Here is a 21036-nt window from a genome sequence, read left to right on the forward strand (position 1 = left end):
GCAGGCCGTCAGGCCTGGGGGCGGCCCATGGCGCGGAAGGTCCAGCCCGCCGCGCGCCATGCCGCCGCGTCCAACGTGTTGCGGCCGTCCAGCACGCGCCGCGCCGCGACGACGTCGCCGACGGCCGCCGGGTCGAGGTCGCGGAACTCGGCCCATTCGGTCAGGTGCAGCACCACGTGCGCTCCCCGGCATGCCTCCAGGGCGGTGGGGGCGTAGGAGAGGGTGGGGAAGACCTGGCGGGCGTTGTTCATGCCCTTGGGGTCGTAGATGGTGACCTGGCCGCCCTGGAGGTGGATCTGTCCGGCGACGTTGAGGGCGGGCGAGTCGCGGACGTCGTCCGAGTCGGGCTTGAAGGTCGCGCCGAGGACGGCGACGCGTCGTCCGAGGAAGCTGCCGCCGACGGTTTCGCGGGCGAGTTCGACCATGTGGCCGCGGCGGCGCATGTTGATGGAGTCGACTTCGCGGAGGAAGGTGAGGGCCTGGTCGGCGCCGAGTTCGCCGGCGCGGGCCATGAAGGCGCGGATGTCCTTGGGGAGGCAGCCGCCGCCGAAGCCGATGCCGGCGCGCAGGAACTTCTTGCCGATGCGGTCGTCGTGGCCGATGGCCTCGGCGAGCTTGACGACGTCGCCGTCGGCGGCCTCGCAGACCTCGGCCATGGCGTTGATGAAGGAGATCTTGGTGGCGAGGAAGGAGTTGGCGGCGGTCTTGACCAGCTCGGCGGTGGGGTAGTCGGTGACGACGAAGGGGGTGCCTTCGCCGACGGGGGTGGCGTAGACCTCGCGCAGCAGTTTCTCGGCCCGTTCGCCGCTCACGCCGACGACGATGCGGTCGGGGTGCAGGGTGTCCTGGACGGCGAAGCCCTCGCGCAGGAATTCGGGGTTCCAGGCGAGTTCGACGTCGTTGCCGGCGGGGGCGAGCTCGGTGAGCGTGCGGGCGAGGCGGGCGGCGCTGCCGACGGGGACGGTGGACTTGCCGACGACGAGGGCGGGGCGGCGCAGGTGGGGGGCGAGGGAGGCGACGGCGCTGTCGACGTAGGACATGTCGCAGGCGTACTCGCCGTGCTTCTGCGGGGTGTTCACGCAGAGGAAGTGGACGTCGCCGAATTCGCCGACCTCTTCCCAGGAGGTGGTGAAGCGCAGGCGTCCGGTGGCGCCCTCGATGCCGGCGACGTGCTTGCGGAGCAGGTCGTCGAGGCCGGGCTCGTACATGGGGACCTCGCCGCGCGAGAGCATGGCGATCTTCTCCGGCACCACGTCCAGCCCGAGGACCTCGAACCCGAGCTCGGCCATGGCCGCGGCGTGGGTGGCGCCGAGGTATCCGGTGCCGATCACGGTGATCTTGAGGGCCATGCGGTGCTCCATGTGCTGACGGGCCGGATTGCGTTGCCCGAGCATAGTCGGGGGGCGGTCGGGAAGGATCGCGGGGCGACCGGGGGGCAGGGCGGGTTGTCGGCAAGCTCACGTATCGGCTGCGGAGGGGCTCGCTCTAGACTTGTTGTTACTAAACGGTAGTTAACTCTTCTGGGGAGTACGCCTTGGCGGGAAACAAGGATTTCGACCTCTACCGGCCGTCGGAGGAGCACGACGAGCTCCGTAAGGTCGTCCGCTCTCTGGCCGAGGCGAAGATCGCGCCGTTCGCCGCCGAGGTGGACGAGGAGGGCCGCTTCCCCAAGGAGGCCCTGGACGCACTCGTGGCCGCCGACCTGCAGGCCGTGCACGTCCCCGAGGAGTACGGCGGGGCGGGCGCCGACGCGCTGGCGACCGTGATCGTCATCGAGGAGGTCGCCCGGGTGTGCGCCTCCTCCTCCCTGATCCCGGCGGTCAACAAGCTCGGCTCGCTGCCGGTGCAGCTCTCCGGCTCGGAGGAGCTGAAGAAGAAGTACCTGGGCCCGCTGGCCAAGGGCGAGGCGATGTTCTCGTACTGCCTGAGCGAGCCGGACGCCGGTTCGGACGCGGCCGGGATGAAGACGCGCGCGGTGCGCGACGGCGACTTCTGGGTCCTCAACGGCGTCAAGCGCTGGATCACCAACGCGGGCGTCTCCGAGTACTACACGGTCATGGCCGTCACCGACCCCGAGAAGCGCTCGAAGGGCATCTCGGCGTTCGTGGTGGAGAAGGGGGACGAGGGCGTCTCCTTCGGCGCCCCGGAGAAGAAGCTCGGCATCAAGGGCTCGCCGACCCGCGAGGTCTACCTCGACAACGTGCGCATCCCCGCCGACCGCATGATCGGTGAGGAGGGCACGGGCTTCGCCACGGCGATGAAGACCCTGGACCACACCCGCATCACCATCGCCGCCCAGGCGCTCGGCATCGCCCAGGGCGCCCTGGACTACGCCAAGGGCTACGTCCAGGAGCGCAAGCAGTTCGGCAAGCCGATCGGCGACTTCCAGGGCGTCCAGTTCATGCTGGCCGACATGGCCATGAAGCTGGAGGCCGCGCGCCAGCTGACGTACGCGGCGGCCGCGAAGTCCGAGCGTGTCTCCGGCGGTGGCGCGAAGGAGGACCTGACCTTCTTCGGCGCTGCGGCCAAGTGCTTCGCCTCGGACGTGGCGATGGAGGTCACCACGGACGCGGTCCAGCTCCTCGGCGGCTACGGCTACACCCGTGACTACCCGGTCGAGCGCATGATGCGCGACGCGAAGATCACGCAGATCTACGAGGGCACCAACCAGGTCCAGCGCATCGTCATGGCGCGCAACCTGCCGTAGCACCCGGAGTACGCGTAGCACCGCCGGGCGTCTTCCGGTGGCGGTGGGGCCAGGGGCGGGCGAAGGTGGTCGGTGAGGAAGGACCACGGGAGGTCGCCCCATGCCCGACGTACGCGGACCCTACGTGCCCGGCACGCCCTGCTGGGTGGACCTCGTGGTCCCCGACCAGCGCGAGGCCCTCGACCTGTACGGGGATCTCTTCGGCTGGCAGGGCGAGCCCGGACCGCCGGAGACCGGCGGGTACGCCGTGTGCACGCTGCGCGGCAGACCGGTCGCCGGGATCATGACCGCGATGACGGCCGAGGGCGGCTCGAAGCCGCCGCCCTCGTGGACCACCTACCTGGCCGTCGAGGACGCCGAGGCCGCAACGCGCACGATCTCCTCCGGCGGCGGCACGGTGCTCTACGACTGCATGGACGTGCTCGACCTGGGCCGGATGGCCGTGGTGGCCGACTCCACGGGCGCCGTCTTCGGGCTGTGGCAGGCCAAGGAGTTCATCGGCTCGCAGGTCGTCAACGAGCCGGGCGCGGTGGTGTGGAACGAGCTCAACACCGCCGACCCGGACACGGCCGCCCGCTTCTACCAGCAGAACCTGGGCCTTTCCGCCGCCCCGATGGAGGAGGTGGAGGGCTACTTCTCGCTGCAGGCCGCCGGCCGGGTGGTCGGCGGGATGCAGGGGCTGCAGAACTCCCCGCCCGGCTCGCCCTCGCACTGGCTGACGTACTTCTCGGTCGACGACACCGACAGCACCACCGACGCCCTGGTGCGGGCCGGCGGCTCGGTGCTCAAGCCGCCGTTCGACATGGCGGCCGGGCGGATGGCCGTCCTGCGGGACCCGCAGGGCGCCGTCTTCGCGGTGATCGACGCGACGGGTCCGCAGCCGCCCACCGCCTGAGGGTCACTGGTCGCCGACGGTGACCTTCTGGTCCTTCTTCAGCTGGTCGAAGAGCTGCTTGGCCTTGGCCGTGTCCCACTTGACGGCCACGCCGTCGCTGCGGGTGGGCAGGTTGGGGTTGGAGATGGGCACGGTCATCTGCTTGCCGTCACCGCCGGTGACACCCTTCATCGCCCAGAACATCGACGTCAGGTCCCACAGCTCCATGTCCTTGTCGACGATGAGCGTCTCCAGGCCCGACCCGATCACCGGGTAGAGCCGGAAGGGGTTGAGGAGCGTCGACGGGGAGGCGGCCTGCTTGGCGAGGGTGTTCAGGAACTTCTGCTGGTTGCGCATCCGGCCCAGGTCCTGGTCGGCCTCCTGGTGCCGCTGGCGGACGAAGGCCAGGGACTGCGCACCGTTGAGCTCCTGGCAGCCGGCCTTGAAGTCCGCGCCCGAGTCGCGGTCCTTCAGCGGCTTGTCCAGGCACATCTGCACGCCGCCGAGCGCGTCGACGAGGTTGCGGAAGCCGCCGAAGCCGATCTCCGCGTAGTGGTCGATGCGCAGGCCGGTGTTGTACTCGATGGTCTGCGCCAGCAGCTCGGGCCCGCCGTCGGAGTAGGCCTGGTTGAGCTTGTGGGTCGAGGCCGGGAAGCGCTTGCCGGACTGCTTGCCCTTGAAGGCCGGGATCGTCACGTACGAGTCGCGCGGCAGGCTCAGCATCGTGGTGCCGTTGGAGCCGGTGTGCAGGATCATCATCGAGTCGGTGCGCTTGCCGTCGGCCGACCCGGTGTGCAGTTCCTTCTTGTCCTCGTCCGACAGGCCCTCGCGGCTGTCGGATCCGACGATCAGGTAGTTCGTGCCCTCGCCCGCCGGCGGCCGGTCGGGCACCGAGGAGAGGTCGACCTCGCGGCGCAGCTTGCCGTCGGCCCAGAAGTAGGTGCCCACGGAGACCACCACCAGGCCGGTGACCAGCGCGATCGCCCCGATCTTCAGCCGCTTGCGCCAGTCGGGGGCGGTGGTCCTCCCGCGCTGCCCGGGGGCTCCCGGGCCGGCCGGGCCCGCGCCGCCGCGCCCGTAGACCTGTCCGGCCGAGTAGCCGTCGGCCTGCGGGGGGCCGCCCTGGGGGCCGGGCCCGTGCGGGGCGTCGTAGCCACGGGGCGGCTGGTACTGAGCGGGCGGGCCCGCACGGCGTGTGTGCGTCCGCCCATCGGGCCAATCACTCATGCTCCCGAGTGTGCCTTCCGTGGCGCCCGGTCTCCCAGGGTGCGGACGGAACCGGGGCAGTGCTGTTGCAGAGCTGATGCAAACGCCGCGGGTGGGCCCGGGCCCGCATACAGTGGTGGACATGACCATTCAGGACCGGAACCCGGAGTCCGACATACCGGGCAAGCCGACCTCGGCGTCCCGCACGACGCTGTCCCACATCATGACCAACAACGACACCAACCTGCTGGGCACCGTCCACGGTGGCGTGATCATGAAACTGGTGGACGACGTCGCCGGTGCGGTCGCCGGCCGGCACTCCGGCGGCCCCGCCGTCACCGCCTCGATGGACGAGATGGCCTTCCTCGAACCGGTACGCGTCGGCGACCTCGTCCATGTGAAGGCCCAGGTGAACTGGACCGGACGCAGCTCCATGGAGATCGGCGTGCGCGTGCTCGCCGAGCGCTGGAACGAGGCCGCGCCGCCCGTCCAGGTCGGCAGCGCCTACCTGGTCTTCGCCGCGGTCGACGGCGACGGCAAGCCGCGCGCCGTGCCCCAGGTGCTCCCCGAGACCGAACGGGACCGCCGCCGCTACCAGGAGGCCCAGATCCGCCGCACCCACCGGCTCGCCCGGCGCCGCGCGATCATGGAGCTCCGCCAGAACCGGGCCGCCGAGGGCATCGAGGACTGAGCGGCTCCCCGCTCACCCCTCCGGGCAGACCGCCTGGTCGCCGGTGACCACCGACAGCCCGCCGGGCTGCTCCGCGGGCTGCTCGGCATGCACGGGGTGCACCCGCGTGAAGTCGGTGCCGAGGACCACCTGCAGCACGGGCCCCTGGCCGGGCATCGGCCGCAGTTCGGCGCCCGGCAGGGCGGCGGCCAGCGAGCGGGCCGAGCGGTCCCAGCGCGGGTCGTAGGTGATCAGGGTGCGCGCCGTGGCCGGGGGCGCCGCGTCGGCGGGCCGCCCGGTGGTGAGGAAGCCGGTGGCCCGCAGCGCGTCGTCGGCGCTCTTGGCCAGGCCCGTGCGGCCGGTGCCGTTGAGGACCTGCACCCGGATGCGCTCCGGCGGCACGTCGACGCGGGCCGGCGGCTGCCCCTGGGGCTTGGCGTCCTGCACCCGGTGCGGCGCGCGCGGGATGGCGCCCGCGGGCCGGTCCTCGCGCAGGGCCTGGAAGAGCTTGCCGGCGGCGGCCTCGTCCCAGCGCACGGTGGAGCCGATGCCGGGGACGGGGAAGTCGGCGACCGCCACCGGTACGGAGGTGAACTCGGCGGAGGCCGGTGTCAGGCCGCGCATGGCCCGGCCCAGGTCGACGAGGTCGGCGGTGCCCAGGCCCCGGTCGGCGCGGACCGAACCGCTGACGGTGGAGGCGACCTGCCGGAACTTCACCGGGTTCAGCAGGATGCCGCCGTCGGTGGCCCGGTGCATGAGCGAGGCGAGGAAGCGCTGCTGGCGCTGCATGCGGCCGAGGTCGGCGGCACCGTCCAGGTGCCGGGAGCGCACGTACTGCAGGGCCTGCCCGCCGTCGAGGGTGCTGGTGCCGGCCGGCAGGTCCAGGCCGGTGTAGGTGTCGTGCAGCGGCCGGGCGCTGCAGACCTGGACGCCGCCGACGGCGTCGACGGTCTTCATGAAGCTGGTGAAGTCGACCTCCAGGTAGTGGTCGACGTGCACACCCGTGAGGCGCTCGACGGAGAGCACGGTCAGGCCGGGGCCGCCCTCGGCGTAGGCGGCGTTGAGTTTCTGCCCGTGGGCCGGGCGGATGCGGCCGGTCTCGTCGGTGCGCTCGGGGATCTCGATGTAGGTGTCGCGGGGCAGTCCGACGACGGTGGCCCGCTCGCGGTCGGCCGACAGGTGCACCAGCATCATCGTGTCGGTGCAGTGGCAGGGCACCCCGCCCAGGTGGTAGCGCTGCCGCTCCTCCTCGGTGATCCTGTCGCGGCCGTCGGTGCCGACGAGCAGGACATTGGTGCCGCGGCTGACCTGGGGCCGGTTCGAGAGCCCGCCGAAGGGGTCCACCCGGCCGATGCCGCCGGCGAAGCCGGTGACCACGGCGTGCCCGATGCCCCCCGTGCCCAGCACGGCCACGGCGGCCCCGGTGGCCAGCCGCATGCCCCAGCGCGGGCGGCGACCGGCGGGCCGGCGGTGGCGGATCGGGCGGCGGCGGGGCGGACAGGTGCGCAAGGAGCGGTCGGGTGCGGTCACTGCGTAACCTCCGCGACGGTCGGGGAGCACGGCGGGGGAAGCTCGCGCACTGCAGCAGCACGGTAGGCCCATACGATGAACTGTCCGCGGCCCCACGCCGTCCGGGGCGGGCCCACCACCCGGCCGGGGCGGAGCCGCTTCGCCCATTGGCGGTAACGTGGCCGGGTCCCCGGCCCCCGTACTCCCGAGGAACCATGCCCGATCAGCAGCTGCCAGCCGTTTCCGTGATCATGCCGGTGCTCAATGAAGAACGGCATCTGCGCACCTCCGTGCGGCACATCCTGGAGCAGGAGTATGCCGGTGAGCTGGAGGTGGTCATCGCCCTCGGTCCGTCCACGGACCGCACCGACGAGATCGCCGCGGAGCTGGTCCGGGAGGATCCCCGGGTCCACACCGTGCCGAATCCCTCGGGTCGCACCCCGGCGGCGCTGAACGCGGCGATCAAGGCCTCGCGTCACCCGATCGTGGTACGGGTCGACGGGCACGGCATGCTCTCCCCGGACTACATCGCCACGGCCGTGCGGCTGCTGGAGGAGACCGGCGCCCAGAACGTGGGCGGCATCATGCACGCCGAGGGCGAGAACGACTGGGAGCGGGCCGTCGCCGCGGCGATGACCTCGCGCATCGGCGTGGGCAACGCCGCCTTCCACACCGGCGGCGCGGCCGGCCCGGCCGAGACCGTCTACCTGGGCGTCTTCCGGCGCGAGGTGCTGGAGCAGCAGGGCGGCTACAACGAGGAGTTCATCCGCGCCCAGGACTGGGAGCTGAACTTCCGCATCCGTGAGGCCGGCGGGCTGATCTGGTTCTCGCCGGAGCTCAAGGTCTCCTACCGTCCCCGCCCCAACGTCAAGGAGCTGGCCAAGCAGTACCGCAACTACGGCCGCTGGCGGCACGTGGTGGCCCGCTACCACCAGGGCTCGATCAACCTGCGCTACCTGGCCGCGCCGGCCGCGGTCTGCGCGATCGCGGCCGGTGCGGTGGTGGGCGCGACCGTCACCCCGTGGGGCTTCGTCGTGCCCGCCGGCTACCTGGCGGCCATCGCCGCCGGCTCCGTGCCGGCGGGCAAGGGCCTGCCGGCCGGTGCCCGGGTGCGGATCCCGCTGGCGCTGGCCACGATGCACATGTCGTGGGGCTACGGCTTCCTCACCAGCCCCCGCTCGCTGGCGAAGAAGGTCATCGCCAGCCGCCGCCCGGCAGTGAAGTGACGTAGTCGCAGGGAAGGCCGACCCGGTCAGTAGCGATCAGTAGCGATTGGCCGGGTTGACCTTCATGCAGGCCGAGGTGTCGGCGCCGTTGAGCGGGTCCGAGCTCTCGGGAGCCTTGTTGTCGCCGTCCTTCCGGCCCTCCCCGGGCTTGGCGGAAGCGGACGCGGACGCGGAGGCCGAGGCCGAGGCGCCCGGCTCGGGCGTGGTGGCGGCGTCGTCGTCCGCCGCGGCCTTGGGGTACGTCGTGCCCGTACGCCAGTCCCCGCCGACCACGAGCGTGATCTGCCGGACCTCGGGCGAGTGGCGCACCGCGCTCTCCGGCAGGCCGAGGGCCTTGGCCACGGCGAGCGCGTCGGCGCGCTGGGTGGCCCGGGGGTAGGTGATCGTGGTGTCGGCCTGGGCGCGCGGGGTGGAGTCGGCGATCGCCTTGGTGAAGCCCTGCTTGACCAGGAGGGCGGCGATGTCGGAGCCGCGGCCGGTGGCGGGCGGCTCGACGGCGGTGCCCGTGCCGTTGAAGACGGTGACGGCGATGTCGGCCTTGCGGGTGGCGGGCACGGTGGGCACGCCGGCCTTGTCGTCCTTCTTCTTGTCCTTGCCGTCGAGGGCGATGTCGTTGCGGACGAGCGAGAAGAGCTTGTCGGCGTCGCCGGGCTTGGGGATGACGTGCGCGTCCGGGTCCTGCGGGTCGGTGGCCCACGGCATGGTGGTCATGGTGATCCGGTTGGAGGGCACGCGCTTGATGTCGTCGGCGAGGCTGTAGAGGGCCTTGACCGAGCCGAGGTCCTTGTCGACGGTCAGGGCCTTGGTGGCGGCCTCGGCGAGGTCGGTGAGCTGGCCGGGGTCGGAGAGCTTGGTGCCGGACTTGAGCTGGCGGACCATCGCGTTCATGTACATGTGCTGCGCGTGGGTGCGGCCGATGTCGCTGCCGTCCTCGAAGCCGTGCCGGGTGCGCAGCCACTGCAGGGCCTGCTTGCCCTTGATGGTGTGGCTGCCCTTGGGCAGCTGCAGCCCGGACTTCTCGTCGCGGACGTTGGCGTCGACGCAGACGGGGACGCCGCCGACGGCGTCGGCCATGTTCACCACGCCCGAGAAGTCGATCATCATGAAGTGGTCGACGGGGATGCCGGTGAGCTCCTCCCAGGTGGCGACCGTGCAGCCGGGGCCGCCGTTGACCAGGCTGGTGTTGATGATCTGGCGGTTGGTCTCCTTGTAGACCTTGCCGGTGTCGGGGTCGGTGCACTTGGGGATCGTCACGCGGGTGTCGCGCGGGACGGATATGACCGACATGTTGCTGCGGTCGGCCGAGACGTGGACGAGCATCTGCACGTCGGCCAGCGGCGGGCGGTCGGCGTCGTCGCGGGCGCCGCCGAGGTCCTGGTTCTCCTTGCTGCCGCGGCTGTCGGAGCCCAGGAGGAGGATGTTCAGCGGGCGCTGGCCGTCGGCGTTGGCGGCGCTGCGGTCGAGCTGCTTGTCGCCGAGGTTGAGCTTGTTCTTCTTGATGTTGTCGTTGAGGTGCTGGTAGTAGAACCAGCCCGCCGCGGCCACGCCGAGGATCAGGACGGCGAGGCCGAGGGCGGTCCAGCGCAGGATCCGGCCGATGCGGCGGCGGGGCCGGCCGCCGCGAGGACGATCGCCCGCCGGGGGTGCGGCGGGGCCGGATATCGCGCCGGATCCGGCCTCCTCGGCGCCGTCCCGGGCGCCGGCCTCGCCGTCGGCGGTCTCCTGCTCCGCGGAACGCTGCTTCGGCGCGGTCGCGGCGGCCTTGCCGGCCGCCTCATTCCGCGCACCACTGCTCTGCCGCATCGGGCCCTCCCCTTGGATGGTGCGTACCGGCCCGATGGGCAGACGTGTGTCCCGCTCGAGTCCTGCTACGTAATGAGATGCGAAAGAACCTCGTCAGGGTTCACTTTGCACAGATGTTCTCATCGTCCGCCTCGACCTTCTGAATCCCCTCCGGGGCCTTTTGCGGCGCGGTGACGGGAGTGCCCGCACCGTGGAAGTCGGCGCCGAGGGTGAGGGTCATCTCCGCGGTGGGCGCGGCGTCGGTCGCGGTCTGCTTGAGGGCGTCGGCGGGCAGGCCCATGTCCTCGGCCAGGCGGCGGGCCTGGTCGGCCTGGTTGGGGGCGAATTCCAGGACGGTCTTGTCCTTCTTGCCGCCCGCGGCGTTGCCACCGTTGCTGGTGTGGCCCATGCCCTTGGTGTTCTGCATCCAGGCGACGGTCTCCTGGGCGGCGCCGACCTTGCCGCTGCCGTTGAGGACCTTGACCCGCACCTGGGCGGGCGCGGCCTTGGGGCCCTGCAGGAGGGCGGCCTGCTTGGCGTCGGCCTCCTCCTTCTGCTTGCGCTCCTTCTCCTTGACCTCGGTCAGCGAGACGTCCTGGCGGACCATGGCGAACAGCGGCTCGGCCTTCGGCTTGTCCAGCACCACCGTCTTGTGGACCTTGCCCTCGGCGGGGTTGTCGACGACGGGCACGGTGGCGAAGGTGATGTTCTTCAGGTTGACCCGGCTGAGCTCCTTGGCCAGGCTCATCAGCTTGCTGATCGAGCCTATGCCGGTGTCGACGGTGAGCGAGTTGGTCGCGGCGTCGCTGAGGTCGTAGAGCTTCTTGGGGTTGGAGAGGGTGTCGCCCGACTTCATCTTCCGGATCATCGAGCTCAGGAACTGCTGCTGGAGCTTGATGCGGTCCAGGTCGCTCTCGAAGCCGACGCTGTGCCGGGTGCGGACGAACGCGAGCGCGTCCTCGCCCTGGATGCTGTGGTGGCCCTTGGAGAGCTTCAGGTGCGACTTGGGGTCGTTGATGTCCTTGGCGAGGCAGACGTCGACGCCGCCCACGGCCGCGGAGAGCTGCTTGACCGCGTTGAAGTCGGCCATCATGAAGTGGGTGACCTTCAGGCCGGTGAGCTGCTCGACCGTGCGCCAGGTGCAGCCCGGGTCGCGGTCCTCCTGGCCGAGGCTCTCGTTGAAGCGCACCCCCTTGGAGCCGGGGATCGTCCGGGACTTGCCGCCCGACTTGGTCGGGCAGTCCGGAATGTCGGTGATCATGTCGCGCGGGATGGACAGCGCCGTCGCGTTCGTCCGGTCCTCGGAGACATGGAAGAGCAGGGTGGTGTCGGCGTGGCCGACGCTGCCGTCGTCGCCGTAGCCGGTGTTGCCCTTGCCGGAGCGCTTGTCCGTGCCGATCACCAGGATGTTGACCGGGCCGTCGATGACGGCGTCGTTGTTGATGCCGACGTCGACCTTGTCGATGTTGTTGTTGAAGTGCTGGTAGAGCAGGTACCCGCCCACCGAGCCGGCGACCAGCACGAAGCCCAGGGTGCCGCCGGTCCACATCAGGACCTTCTTCTTCCTGGCGGCCTGTTTCGGCTTCGGCCGCCGGCGCCCGGTCGCGGCCTTGGCCGCGGCGCGGCGGCCGCCGCCCGTGCCGCGCTGCCCCGGCACGGTGCGGGTGCCCGGCTGCTTGCGGGGCGCGGCAGTGGCTCTGGCGGGGGCGGTGCGGCGGCTGGGTGCCGGGGTGGTGGGTCCGGAAGCGGCCCTGTCGGGGCTTGCGGGTTCATCGATACGCAGCTCGTAGCTGCCGGTGTCGGGGTCGAACACCCACTGGTCGGCGGGATCGATGCCGCCCGCTCGCCCACGGCCTTGCGCGTCCACGGTCGCTTGAGTCCTCCGTCGGTGCCACGCGGCGCCTACCCCCCATGAGGCGCACGAGAGTGTCGTTGGTGCAGTGCGCGGTCGGCCGGCAGTGCGCACCGGGATCGCTCACACTATCCGCCCAGTTCAGCGTCAAGCGACGCCCGTGACAAATTGCACTCCCCTACAACTGGGCAATCTGCCCAATCCCTTCGCGTGGACGGTTGCCCGGGCGAGCACGGGGGCAGGGCGCCGGCCGGGCCGTTCGCCCGTTTTTACCGCGTAGGTGATCGGTTGTCAGCCGCAGCTGCCCCGTGCCGCGGTGGTGCCCTCGTACGTGGGCGGGGCGGTCGGCAGCGGGGAGGGCGCGGTGGTGGTCGCGTAGGCGGACGGGGGCGGCGGCTGCGGTTCGGCGCCGTCGGTGCCCTCGGGTTCCGGTTCGCGGCCGGGGCGGACGGCACCCGGCCTGTCGTCGGCGGGGCGGACGTGGGCGCTCAGCGTCACCCGGCGGTCCCTGCGCAGCTGTTCGAAGAGCTGGTCGGCGTCCGGCTGCACGAGCTCGTCGCGCGCGCTGTTGTACGGGTACGGCCGGCGCGGCACCGTCAGGAACTGCACACGGTCGGCGGGGATGCCGCGCACGGTGCGCACGAGGTTGTACAGCCGCTTCAGCGAGCCGAGGCCGGGGTCGGTGGTCACCGACTTGGTGGCGGCGTCCAGCACGGGGTAGAGCCGGGCGGGGTTGAGCAGGACGCCCTCGCTCTGCACCTCCTGCACCAGGGCCCCGAGGAACTTCTGCTGCCGCCCCATGCGTTCGGTGTCGCTGCCGTCACCGACGCCGTAGCGGGCCCGGACGTAGCCCAGGGCCTGTTCGCCGTTGAGGACCTGGCGCCCGGCGGGCAGCGAGAGGCGGGCCTCGCGGTCCTCCATGGGCCGGTTCAGGCAGACCTCGACGCCGTCGACCGCGTCGACCATGCGCTTGAAGCCGTTGAAGTCCAGGACGACGTGATGGTCGATCCGGATCCGGGTGATGCTCTCGACGGTGCGGATGGTGCAGGCGGTGCCCGCGAGCTCGTACGCCCAGTTGAACTGGGCGAAGCGCTCATTGGTGTACGTACCGTCGGGCTTGCGACAGCTGGGGATGGTCGCCATCAGGTCGCGCGGCAGGCTGACGGCGGTCGCGCTCTTCCGGTCGGCGGCCAGGTGCAGAAGGATCGTGGTGTCCGAGCGCTGGCTGTCGTCGGCGCCGCCGTACTGGCCGTTGCCGGTGCCGCTGCGGGTGTCCGAGCCGATGATCAGGATGTTCTGGGCGCCGGCGACCAGGGCGCTGGGCCGCTCCTTCTCCCAGCGGCGCAGCTCCTCCTCGGTCGCGCTGTCGGTGCGGATGTTGCCGTTGAGGCGCTGGTAGAGGAACCAGCCGAGCGCCGTGAACCCGAGCAGCAGCACCGCGAGGAGCGCTGCGAGGCCGCGCAGCCAGCGGTGCCGGCGGCGGCGCCGGGGCAGGCCCGGCCGGCCGAGCGGCCCCCGGACCCCGGGGCGGTTCGGCCGGCCGGGCGTACCGGGGCCGGGCGTCACGGCTGGCGTGCGTCCCTCCTGCGCGTCGGGCTGCGGTCCGTGCGGCCCGTGGAGAGCCGCACGTACCGTCGATCATCGCGCGGGTGCGGCGCTCCGGCAGCGTCAGAGGGCCGTCACGGTGACGCGCTCGTCCGCACAGCGCTTGTCCAGCGCCTCGGGGGAGAGCCGGTCGAGGTGGCGGCACAGCACGACGGAGCCGCCCGCGGCGAGCGGGGCGTACAGGCCGGCCGACAGGCCCTCCCAGCCGTCGTAGCCCTGGGCGGACAGGAGGCGCGAGCCGGGCCCCAGGCCGTCCCGGGCGGCGTCGGCGCGGGCCCGGGCGACCAGCTGCTCCCCCGTCAGCTCCAGCCCGCCCACGGCGAGCGCCGGGGCGGTGGGGTCCACGGGGGCGTACGGGGCGAACCGGTCGCCCTGGGAGGGGACCTCGACGGCGTAGTCGGCGAAGCCGGCCGGCGGCTGGGGGAAGCGGCCGCCCAGGGGGCGCAGGGCCAGCGCCACGCGCTCCCCGGAGCAGGCCCGCGCCCGTTCCAGGTCGTCGGGGCCGCTGACGACGAGGTCCGCCGCGGCCGGGTCGCCGCCGACGTCGACGGTGACCCCGACGGAGGAGGCGGCGATCAGCCAGACGGCGGTCTGCCAGTGCGCCGGAAGGAGCAGGGCGAGGCGGTCGCCGGGTGCGGCGTTCAGGTCGTCCTGGAGGAGATTGGCGGTCTTCGCCACCCAATTGGCGAAGGTGGCCACGGACAGTTCGACGCGTTCGCCGGTGGCGTCGTCGTAGAAGGTCACCAGGGGGCGCGCGGGATCCGCGGCGAGCGCGGAACGCAGCAGGTCGGCGGGGGTGCGGTCGGTGGCGTTCATCGGCGCCAGGGTACGCGGCGGGCCCGTCTGACGGGTGGTCGGACCGGCCGCGGGCCGGCCCCGGCCGCCCGACTCGCCGTCAGGCGAGGAATGGACAGACAAGTACGGATATGTCAACGATTTCTGGTATGCGCGGAAATCTCGTCTCCCCGGCCGCCGCCGCGTGCGCCGCGGTCCTGGCCCTGCCCTTCCTCGCCACCCCGGCCACGCCGGCCCCGGCGACGCGCACCCGACCCGGCGTCCCCGCCGTCCCGCCCGTCCCCCGCCTCCACGTGGCGCACACCGACGTGCCGCGCCACGGCACCCGGGCGCTGCCGGGCTCGCCCACCGCCGTGCCGGGCAGCACCCACTCGCTGCGCCTGCGGCCGCTGGGCGCCCCCACCGGGGCGCCCGGACGGGGCCGGCCGCGCGGCCCGCAGGGGCTGCCGGCCCGCGCGGTGGAACCCTTCTCCCTGGTCGGCATCGTCTGGGACGACCCCCGCACCGAGCTGCACGGCCGGGCCCAGGTGCGCACCCGGGCACTGGGCAGCAGCACCTGGTCCGAGTGGCAGGACGTGCAGACGCACGACGACGACCGCCCCGACCTCGACTCCCCCGAGGCCCGGCGCGGCAGCCTGCGTGGCGCCACCGCGCCGCTGTGGGTGGGCGCCTCCGACGCCGTACAGGTCAGGGTGCAGCCCGAGACGAAACCCGTCGCGCAGGGCACCCAGGCCTCGGGCCGACCCCAGGCACAGGTCCGGCCGCTGCCCTCCGGGCTGCGCGTCGAGCTCGTCGACCCCGGCCGCGACCCGCGCCGGGCCACCGGCCGGGCGCGGGGCGCGCGCATCACCCCGGCGCCGCCCACGGAGCAGGAGAACGCCGCCTCCGCGGCCAACCTCCCGCTGGCCCCCCTCGGCGCCACGGAGATCCCCGCGCTCGGCCGGCCCGACTCGGCCCGCGACATCGCCGCCACCAAGGTGGAGCCGGCCGGCGTCGCGCAGGACAAGCCGATCTCCGACGGGCACGGCGCCCCCGACCCCGAGGGCGACGACGAGCTGTCCCCGCCGACCGGCCTCGACGACGGCGACGGCACCGCCGACGTCACCGAGCCCTCCGGCCGCTACGTCGGCCCGCGCCCCCGCATCGTCACCCGGGCCGGCTGGGGCGCCGACGAGTCGCTGCGCGAGCGCGGCTTCCCGTACGACAAGAAAGTGCGGGCCGCGTTCGTCCACCACACCGCCTCCGGCAACGGCTACAGCTGCGCGCAGTCCGCCTCCGTCGTCCGCGGTATCTACCGCTACCACGTGGTGAGCAGCGGCTGGCGGGACGTGGGCTACAACTTCCTCGTGGACAAGTGCGGCACCGTCTACGAGGGCCGGGCAGGCGGTGTGGCGAAACCCGTCAGAGGTGCCCATACTCTCGGTTTCAACACCAACAGCATGGGAATCGCCGTGCTCGGCACCTTTGGGAGGAGCAGCCCGACCGCCGCCGCACTCGACGCCGTGGCGACCCTGACCGCTTGGAAGCTCGGCCTCTACGACGTCAACCCCCTCGGCACCGCATCCCTGGTCTCCGCCGGCGGCAACCGGTTCAAGAAGGGCACCACCGCACGGCTCAAGGCGATCTCCGGGCACCGCGACGGCTTCACCACCGAATGCCCCGGCGACCGGCTCTACGCCCGGCTGCCCCAGGTGCGCGCGCAGGCGGCCCGGCTGCAGGGCCGCTGACCGGAACGCGCCCCGCCCGGCCCGCGAGCGGTGACCGGACGCGGGCGGAAGCACACGTTCTGCGTACACTGGCCGCCGATCACGGGCCGGCCCCAGCAGGAAGCAGAGACGATTACGTGACGAAGCTGTCTTCTTCGCCAGAAGCGATCCTCCTGGTCGGCGGCAAGGGAACGCGACTGCGCCCGCTCACGGTGCACACGCCCAAGCCCATGATCCCGGCGGCCGGCGTGCCCTTCCTCACCCACCAGCTGGCCCGCGCCCGGGCCGCGGGCGTCGAGCACATCGTGATGGCCACCTCCTACCTGGCCGAGGTCTTCGAGCCGTACTTCGGCGACGGCTCCGCCCTGGGGCTGCACCTGGAGTACGTCACCGAGGAGGAGCCGCTGGGCACCGGCGGCGCCATCCGCAACGTCGCCTCGCGCCTGCACTCGGGGCCGGACGACCCGGTGCTGATCTTCAACGGCGACATCCTCACCGGCCTGGACATCGAGGCCCTGGTCGACACCCACCGCACCACCGGCGCCGACGTCTCCCTGCACCTGACGCGCGTGGCCGACCCGCGGGCCTTCGGACTGGTGCCCACCGACGCCACCGGGCGCGTCACCGCCTTCCTGGAGAAGCCGCAGACGCCCGAGGAGATCGTCACCGACCAGATCAACGCGGGCGCCTACGTCTTCAACCGCTCCGTGATCGACACCATCCCGGCCGACCGGCCGGTCTCCGTGGAGCGCGAGACCTTCCCCGGGCTGCTGGCCGCCGGCGCCCACCTGCAGGGCATGGTCGACTCCACGTACTGGCTGGACCTCGGCACGCCGCAGGCGTTCGTCCGGGGCTCGGCGGACCTGGTCCTGGGCCGCGCCCCCTCCCCGGCGGTGCCCGGGCGCTGCGGCGACCGGCTGGTCCTCCCGGGGGCCGAGGTGGCCCCCGACGCCAAGATCATGGGCGGTACGGTCGTCGGCGCCGGGGCCCGCATCGAGCCCGGCGCGCGCATCGACGGCAGCACCGTGCTCGACGGCGCGATCGTCGAGGCGGGTGCCGGCGTCCGCGACTCCCTCATCGGCGCGGGCGCACGAATCGGGGCGCGCACGGTGCTCGACGGCGCGGTCGTCGGCGACGGCGCCGTTGTCGGCGCCGACAACGAGCTCGGCGCCGGCGCCCGCGTGTGGTGCGGGGCGACCATCCCCGACGGCGCGATCCGCTTCTCGTCGGACCAGTAGGTGCCGGACCGGTAGCCACGGCCACGCGCGTACCCTGGCCACGATGGCAAGGCGTACGTGGGTCCCCGACGGGGCACTGGACCTCGGGGTGACGCTCGGCGTGCTCGGGCGGGGGCCCGGCGATCCGGCGTTCCGGGTGTGTCCCGACGGGACGCTGTGGCGGGCCAGCCGGACGCCCGAGGGGCCCGGCACCCTGTGCGTGACCGCCCGCGGCGGGGCCGTGGAGGCCGAGGCGTGGGGGCCCGGGGGCGACTGGCTGCTCGACCGCCTGCCCGCGCTGCTCGGCGCGGACGACGACCCCTCCGCCTTCGTCCCCCGGCACCGGCTCCTGCACGAGGCGCACCGGCGTCATCCCGGGCTGCGGCTGGCCCGCACCGGGCTGGTGCTGGAGTCGCTGATCCCCTCGATCCTGGAGCAGAAGGTCACCAGCGACGAGGCGTACCGCGCCTGGCGGCTGCTGCTGCAGCGCTTCGGGGAGCCCGCGCCGGGGCCCTCGCCCCGGATGCGGGTCATGCCCGATCCGCGGGGATGGGCGCTCGTGCCGTCCTGGGAGTGGCACAAGGCCGGGGTCGACGACAAGCGCTCGGCGACGATCGTGCGCGCGGCCCGGGCGGCCGCCCGTCTGGAGGAGGCGGCCGCGATGCCGGACGCGCAGGCCGCCGCCCGGTTGCAGGCCGTGCCCGGCATCGGCCCGTGGACGGCCGCCGAGACGCTGCAGCGCACCAACGGCTCCCCCGACGCGGTGACCACCGGCGACCTGCACCTGCCGCGGATCGTGGGCTACGCCCTCACGGGGTTCCGGGGGGCGGACGATGCGGCGATGCTTCAGCTGCTGGAGCCGTACGCGGGGCAACGGCACCGGGCGTGCCGGCTGATCCTGCTGAGCGGCGTCCGGCTGCCCCGGCGCGAGCCACGCTTCTCGGGCCGGGACTTCCGGGCCATCTAGTCCGTGTCCAGCTCGTCGATCGTGGCGATCGACGAGCCCCGGCGTGCGGAGACCTCGCGGGCGACCGCCTCGGCGTCGCGCAGCACCCGGACGGCGTTGTGCCAGGTGAGCTTGGCCAGGTCGGCCTCGGACCAGCCGCGGCGCAGCAGCTCCGCGACGAGGTTGGGGTAGCCCGAGACGTCGGCCAGGCCCTCGGGGGTGAAGGCCGTGCCGTCGTAGTCGCCGCCGAGGCCGATGTGGTCGATGCCGGCGACCTCGCGCATGTGGTCGAGGTGGTCGGCGACCGTCTCCACGGTGGCCAGGGGGCGCGGGTTGGTCTCCTCGAAGGCGCGGTGCACGGCCATGGCCGCGGGGGTGGTGTCGAGGTGGTGCAGGCCGTGGGCCCGCATGTTCTCGTCCGCCGCCTTCGTCCAGGCGACCGCCGCGGGCAGGACGAACTTCGGGACGAACGTCGCCATCGCCACGCCGCCGTTGGCGGGGAGCGCCGCCAGCACGTCGTCGGGGATGTTGCGCGGGTGGTCGCACACGGCGCGGGCCGAGGAGTGCGAGAAGATCACCGGCGCCTCGCTGACCCGCAGCGCGTCGCGCATGGTGCTCGCGGCGACGTGCGAGAGGTCGACGAGCATGCCGAGGCGGTTCATCTCGCGGACGACCTCCTCGCCGAAGCGGGTGAGCCCGCCGGCGGCCGGTTCGTCGGTCGCGGAGTCCGCCCAGGGGACGTTGTCGTTGTGGGTGAGCGTCAGGTAGCGCACGCCGAGGCGGTGCAGGGCGCGCAGCGTGGCGAGGGAGCAGTTGATGCTGTGCCCGCCCTCGGCGCCCATCAGGCAGGCGATGCGCCCCTCGGCCCGGGCGGCCTCCATGTCGTCGGCGCCGAGCGCCGCGCGCAGCTGGTCCGGGTGGCGGTCGACGAGCCGGCGTACGACGTCGATCTGCTCCAGCGTGGCGCTGACCGCGTCGTCGCCGGACATGCCGGTGCGCACGTACACCGACCAGAACTGCGCCCCGACCCCGCCGGCGCGCAGCCGGGGCAGGTCGGTGTGCAGGTGGGCGCTCTGGTCGGCGGCGATGTCGCGCCGGTCGAGGTCGTAGCGGACCTGCTCGCGCAGGGCCCAGGGCAGGTCGTTGTGGCCGTCCACGACGGGGTGGGCGGCGAGCAGGTCGCGGGCGCGGGCGAGCAGGTCGGTCACGGCGCTCAGTTCCCGAAGCCGAAGCCGGCGGCGCCCTCGACCTTGGCGCGCAGTCGCCGGCCCTTCTCGGTGGCCTGTGCGTTGAGCTCCTGCTGGAAGGCGCGCATGCGCGTTTGCAGCGCATCGTCGTGGGCGGCGAGCATGCGCACCGCGAGCAGGCCGGCGTTGCGGGCGCCGGCGACGGAGACGGTGGCGACGGGCACGCCGGCGGGCATCTGGACGATGGACAGCAGCGAGTCCATGCCGTCGAGGTACTTCAGCGGCACGGGCACGCCGATGACGGGCAGCGGGGTGACGGAGGCGAGCATGCCCGGCAGGTGGGCGGCGCCGCCGGCGCCGGCGATGATCGCCTTCAGGCCGCGGTCGGCGGCCTTCTCCCCGTACTCCACCATCTCGCGCGGCATGCGGTGGGCGGAGACGACGTCCACCTCGTGGGGGATCTCGAACTCGGTCAGGGCCTGGGCGGCGGCTTCCATGACGGGCCAGTCGGAGTCCGAGCCCATGACGATGCCGACGAGAGGGGAGCTGGCTGTCATTCGGTGATCGTTCCTCGCAGGTAGCCGGCGGCGTGGCGGGCGCGCTCGAGCACGTCGGCCAGGTCGTCGCCGTAGGTGTTGACGTGTCCGACCTTGCGGCCGGGCTTCACGTCCTTGCCGTACATGTGGATCTTCAGCCCGGGGTCGCGCGCCATGCAGTGCAGGTACGCGGAGTACATGTCGGGGTAGTCGCCGCCGAGCACGTTGGCCATGACCGTCCACGGCGCGCGCGGGCGCGGGTCGCCCAGCGGCAGGTCGAGCACGGCCCGGACGTGGTTGGCGAACTGCGAGGTGATCGCGCCGTCCTGGGTCCAGTGGCCGGAGTTGTGCGGGCGCATCGCCAGCTCGTTGACCAGGACGCGGCCGTCGCGGGTCTCGAAGAGCTCCACGGCCAGGTGGCCGACGACGCCGAGCTCGGAGGCCACCTTCAGGGCGAGCTGCTGGGCGTGCGCGGACAGCTCGTCGGACAGGCCGGGCGCGGGGGCGATCACCGTGTCGCACACGCCGTCGACCTGGATCGACTCCACGACGGGGTAGGAGACGGCCTGGCCGTGCGGGGAGCGGACGACGTTGGCGGCGAGCTCGCGGACGAAGTCGACCTTCTCCTCGGCGAGGACGGGCACGCCCGCGCGGAACGGCTCCGCGGCCTGCTCGGCGTTGCGCACGACCCACACGCCCTTGCCGTCGTAGCCGCCGCGCACGGTCTTCAGGACGACGGGGAAGCCGTCGCCCTCCGCCGCGAACCGCTCGACATCGGCCGGATCGGAGACGATCCGGTGCCGTGGGCAGGGCACCCCGATCTCGGTGAGCTTCGCCCGCATCACGCCCTTGTCCTGGGCGTGCTGAAGCGCGTCGGGGCCGGGGCGGACGGGGATGCCGTCCGCCTCCAGTGCCCTGAGGTGCTCGGTGGGGACGTGCTCGTGATCGAAGGTGATCACATCGCAGCCTTGTGCGAACACACGAAGGGTCTCCAGGTCGCGATAGTCGCCGACGACGACGTCGCCGACCACTTGGGCCGCGGAGTCCTGGGGGGTGTCGCTGAGCAGCTTGAACCTGATGCCGAGGGGGATGCCCGCCTCGTGGGTCATACGGGCGAGCTGGCCGCCGCCGACCATGCCGACTACCGGGAACGTCACGCCCCCAGGGTATCCGTACGCACGAACCACTCCGGGACGACCCCTGGAGGATCCTCCAAGA

The 21036-nt window shown here is 72.7% G+C and carries 17 protein-coding genes; 7 read left to right on the forward strand and 10 right to left on the reverse strand.

From position 1 onward, the window contains the following. Window positions 1–8: 8 nt before the first annotated feature. Entirely contained in the window at window positions 9–1349 is a 1341-nt protein-coding gene (locus tag AB0K17_RS27070) for a UDP-glucose/GDP-mannose dehydrogenase family protein (RefSeq protein WP_365965936.1), read from the reverse strand. Between the two features lie 185 nt (window positions 1350–1534). Between AB0K17_RS27070 and AB0K17_RS27075 the strand changes: the two genes are divergently transcribed. Both AB0K17_RS27075 and AB0K17_RS27080 read left to right on the forward strand, forming a co-directional pair. Further along, window positions 1535–2707: an acyl-CoA dehydrogenase gene (locus AB0K17_RS27075; protein WP_365965937.1), complete on the forward strand. Its 1173-nt coding sequence runs from the start codon at window positions 1535–1537 to the stop codon at window positions 2705–2707. 100 nt (window positions 2708–2807) lie between these two features. After that, window positions 2808–3602 carry a VOC family protein gene (locus tag AB0K17_RS27080; protein ID WP_365984581.1) on the forward strand — a complete coding sequence of 265 codons (795 nt, stop codon included), beginning with the start codon at window positions 2808–2810 and terminating at the stop codon, window positions 3600–3602. A gap of 3 nt (window positions 3603–3605) precedes the next feature. Here the strand turns inward: AB0K17_RS27080 and AB0K17_RS27085 are convergent, their stop codons facing one another. Continuing rightward, window positions 3606–4808, reverse strand: a complete 1203-nt coding sequence (locus tag AB0K17_RS27085) for an LCP family protein (protein ID WP_365984582.1) — start codon at window positions 4806–4808, stop codon at window positions 3606–3608. A gap of 121 nt (window positions 4809–4929) precedes the next feature. Between AB0K17_RS27085 and AB0K17_RS27090 the strand changes: the two genes are divergently transcribed. Further along, window positions 4930–5478 (forward strand): acyl-CoA thioesterase, encoded by a 549-nt coding sequence (locus AB0K17_RS27090; RefSeq protein ID WP_365965953.1) that lies wholly within the window; start codon window positions 4930–4932, stop codon window positions 5476–5478. Between the two features lie 12 nt (window positions 5479–5490). Here AB0K17_RS27090 and AB0K17_RS27095 read toward each other — a convergent pair whose 3' ends face one another. Then, window positions 5491–6987 (reverse strand): LCP family protein, encoded by a 1497-nt coding sequence (locus AB0K17_RS27095; RefSeq protein WP_365984583.1) that lies wholly within the window; start codon window positions 6985–6987, stop codon window positions 5491–5493. A gap of 194 nt (window positions 6988–7181) precedes the next feature. Here AB0K17_RS27095 and AB0K17_RS27100 point away from each other — a divergent pair, with 194 nt between their 5' ends. Continuing rightward, window positions 7182–8192, forward strand: a complete 1011-nt coding sequence (locus tag AB0K17_RS27100) for a glycosyltransferase family 2 protein (RefSeq protein WP_344437833.1) — start codon at window positions 7182–7184, stop codon at window positions 8190–8192. Between the two features lie 36 nt (window positions 8193–8228). Here the strand turns inward: AB0K17_RS27100 and AB0K17_RS27105 are convergent, their stop codons facing one another. The 4 genes from AB0K17_RS27105 to AB0K17_RS27120 all read right to left on the reverse strand — a co-directional run bounded on the left by AB0K17_RS27105 (window position 8229) and on the right by AB0K17_RS27120 (window position 14247). Continuing rightward, entirely contained in the window at window positions 8229–9995 is a 1767-nt protein-coding gene (locus AB0K17_RS27105; protein ID WP_365984584.1) for an LCP family protein, read from the reverse strand. A 100-nt stretch (window positions 9996–10095) separates the two neighbouring features. Further along, window positions 10096–11841: an LCP family protein gene (locus AB0K17_RS27110; RefSeq protein WP_365965956.1), complete on the reverse strand. Its 1746-nt coding sequence runs from the start codon at window positions 11839–11841 to the stop codon at window positions 10096–10098. A 276-nt stretch (window positions 11842–12117) separates the two neighbouring features. Next, entirely contained in the window at window positions 12118–13392 is a 1275-nt protein-coding gene (locus tag AB0K17_RS27115; protein ID WP_365965958.1) for an LCP family protein, read from the reverse strand. A gap of 102 nt (window positions 13393–13494) precedes the next feature. Beyond that, entirely contained in the window at window positions 13495–14247 is a 753-nt protein-coding gene (locus AB0K17_RS27120; RefSeq protein ID WP_365984585.1) for a TIGR03089 family protein, read from the reverse strand. Window positions 14248–14375: 128 nt separating this feature from the next. On the opposite strand from AB0K17_RS27120, the gene AB0K17_RS27125 reads away from it, so the two are divergent. The 3 genes from AB0K17_RS27125 to AB0K17_RS27135 all read left to right on the forward strand — a co-directional run bounded on the left by AB0K17_RS27125 (window position 14376) and on the right by AB0K17_RS27135 (window position 18116). Then, complete coding sequence (locus tag AB0K17_RS27125) at window positions 14376–15953, forward strand: N-acetylmuramoyl-L-alanine amidase (RefSeq protein WP_365984586.1); 1578 nt, start codon at window positions 14376–14378, stop codon at window positions 15951–15953. A gap of 125 nt (window positions 15954–16078) precedes the next feature. Continuing rightward, window positions 16079–17170: an NDP-sugar synthase gene (locus AB0K17_RS27130; RefSeq protein WP_365966074.1), complete on the forward strand. Its 1092-nt coding sequence runs from the start codon at window positions 16079–16081 to the stop codon at window positions 17168–17170. Window positions 17171–17213: 43 nt separating this feature from the next. Continuing rightward, complete coding sequence (locus AB0K17_RS27135) at window positions 17214–18116, forward strand: DNA-3-methyladenine glycosylase 2 family protein (protein WP_365965961.1); 903 nt, start codon at window positions 17214–17216, stop codon at window positions 18114–18116. On the opposite strand, the gene AB0K17_RS27140 is transcribed toward AB0K17_RS27135, so the two are convergent. Genes AB0K17_RS27140 through AB0K17_RS27150 form a run of 3 tightly spaced genes read right to left on the reverse strand, consistent with a single transcriptional unit; the run spans window position 18113 to window position 20975 of the window. Then, complete coding sequence (locus AB0K17_RS27140; RefSeq protein ID WP_365984587.1) at window positions 18113–19303, reverse strand: dipeptidase; 1191 nt, start codon at window positions 19301–19303, stop codon at window positions 18113–18115. The genes AB0K17_RS27135 and AB0K17_RS27140 overlap by 4 nt on opposite strands. A gap of 5 nt (window positions 19304–19308) precedes the next feature. Then, entirely contained in the window at window positions 19309–19839 is a 531-nt protein-coding gene (gene purE, locus AB0K17_RS27145; protein ID WP_365965963.1) for a 5-(carboxyamino)imidazole ribonucleotide mutase, read from the reverse strand. Beyond that, complete coding sequence (locus AB0K17_RS27150) at window positions 19836–20975, reverse strand: 5-(carboxyamino)imidazole ribonucleotide synthase (RefSeq protein ID WP_365965964.1); 1140 nt, start codon at window positions 20973–20975, stop codon at window positions 19836–19838. The genes purE and AB0K17_RS27150 overlap by 4 nt, the downstream gene beginning before the upstream one ends. Window positions 20976–21036 lie beyond the last annotated feature (61 nt).

It is taken from the genome of Streptomyces sp. NPDC049585, from assembly GCF_040675615.1.
In the GTDB taxonomy this organism is placed as follows: Bacteria; Actinomycetota; Actinomycetes; order Streptomycetales; family Streptomycetaceae; genus Streptomyces; species Streptomyces luteosporeus.

Bases quoted from the DNA above. Each gene is read 5' to 3' on its own strand.
- AB0K17_RS27070 (WP_365965936.1), bottom strand. From the start codon at position 1,349: ATGGCCCTCAAGATCACCGTGATCGGCACCGGATACCTCGGCGCCACC.
- AB0K17_RS27080 (WP_365984581.1), top strand. From the start codon at position 2,808: ATGCCCGACGTACGCGGACCCTACGTGCCCGGCACGCCCTGCTGGGTG.
- AB0K17_RS27085 (WP_365984582.1), bottom strand. From the start codon at position 4,808: ATGAGTGATTGGCCCGATGGGCGGACGCACACACGCCGTGCGGGCCCG.
- AB0K17_RS27090 (WP_365965953.1), top strand. From the start codon at position 4,930: ATGACCATTCAGGACCGGAACCCGGAGTCCGACATACCGGGCAAGCCG.
- AB0K17_RS27100 (WP_344437833.1), top strand. From the start codon at position 7,182: ATGCCCGATCAGCAGCTGCCAGCCGTTTCCGTGATCATGCCGGTGCTC.
- AB0K17_RS27105 (WP_365984584.1), bottom strand. From the start codon at position 9,995: ATGCGGCAGAGCAGTGGTGCGCGGAATGAGGCGGCCGGCAAGGCCGCC.
- AB0K17_RS27120 (WP_365984585.1), bottom strand. From the start codon at position 14,247: ATGAACGCCACCGACCGCACCCCCGCCGACCTGCTGCGTTCCGCGCTC.
- AB0K17_RS27125 (WP_365984586.1), top strand. From the start codon at position 14,376: ATGCGCGGAAATCTCGTCTCCCCGGCCGCCGCCGCGTGCGCCGCGGTC.
- AB0K17_RS27135 (WP_365965961.1), top strand. From the start codon at position 17,214: ATGGCAAGGCGTACGTGGGTCCCCGACGGGGCACTGGACCTCGGGGTG.
- purE (WP_365965963.1), bottom strand. From the start codon at position 19,839: ATGACAGCCAGCTCCCCTCTCGTCGGCATCGTCATGGGCTCGGACTCC.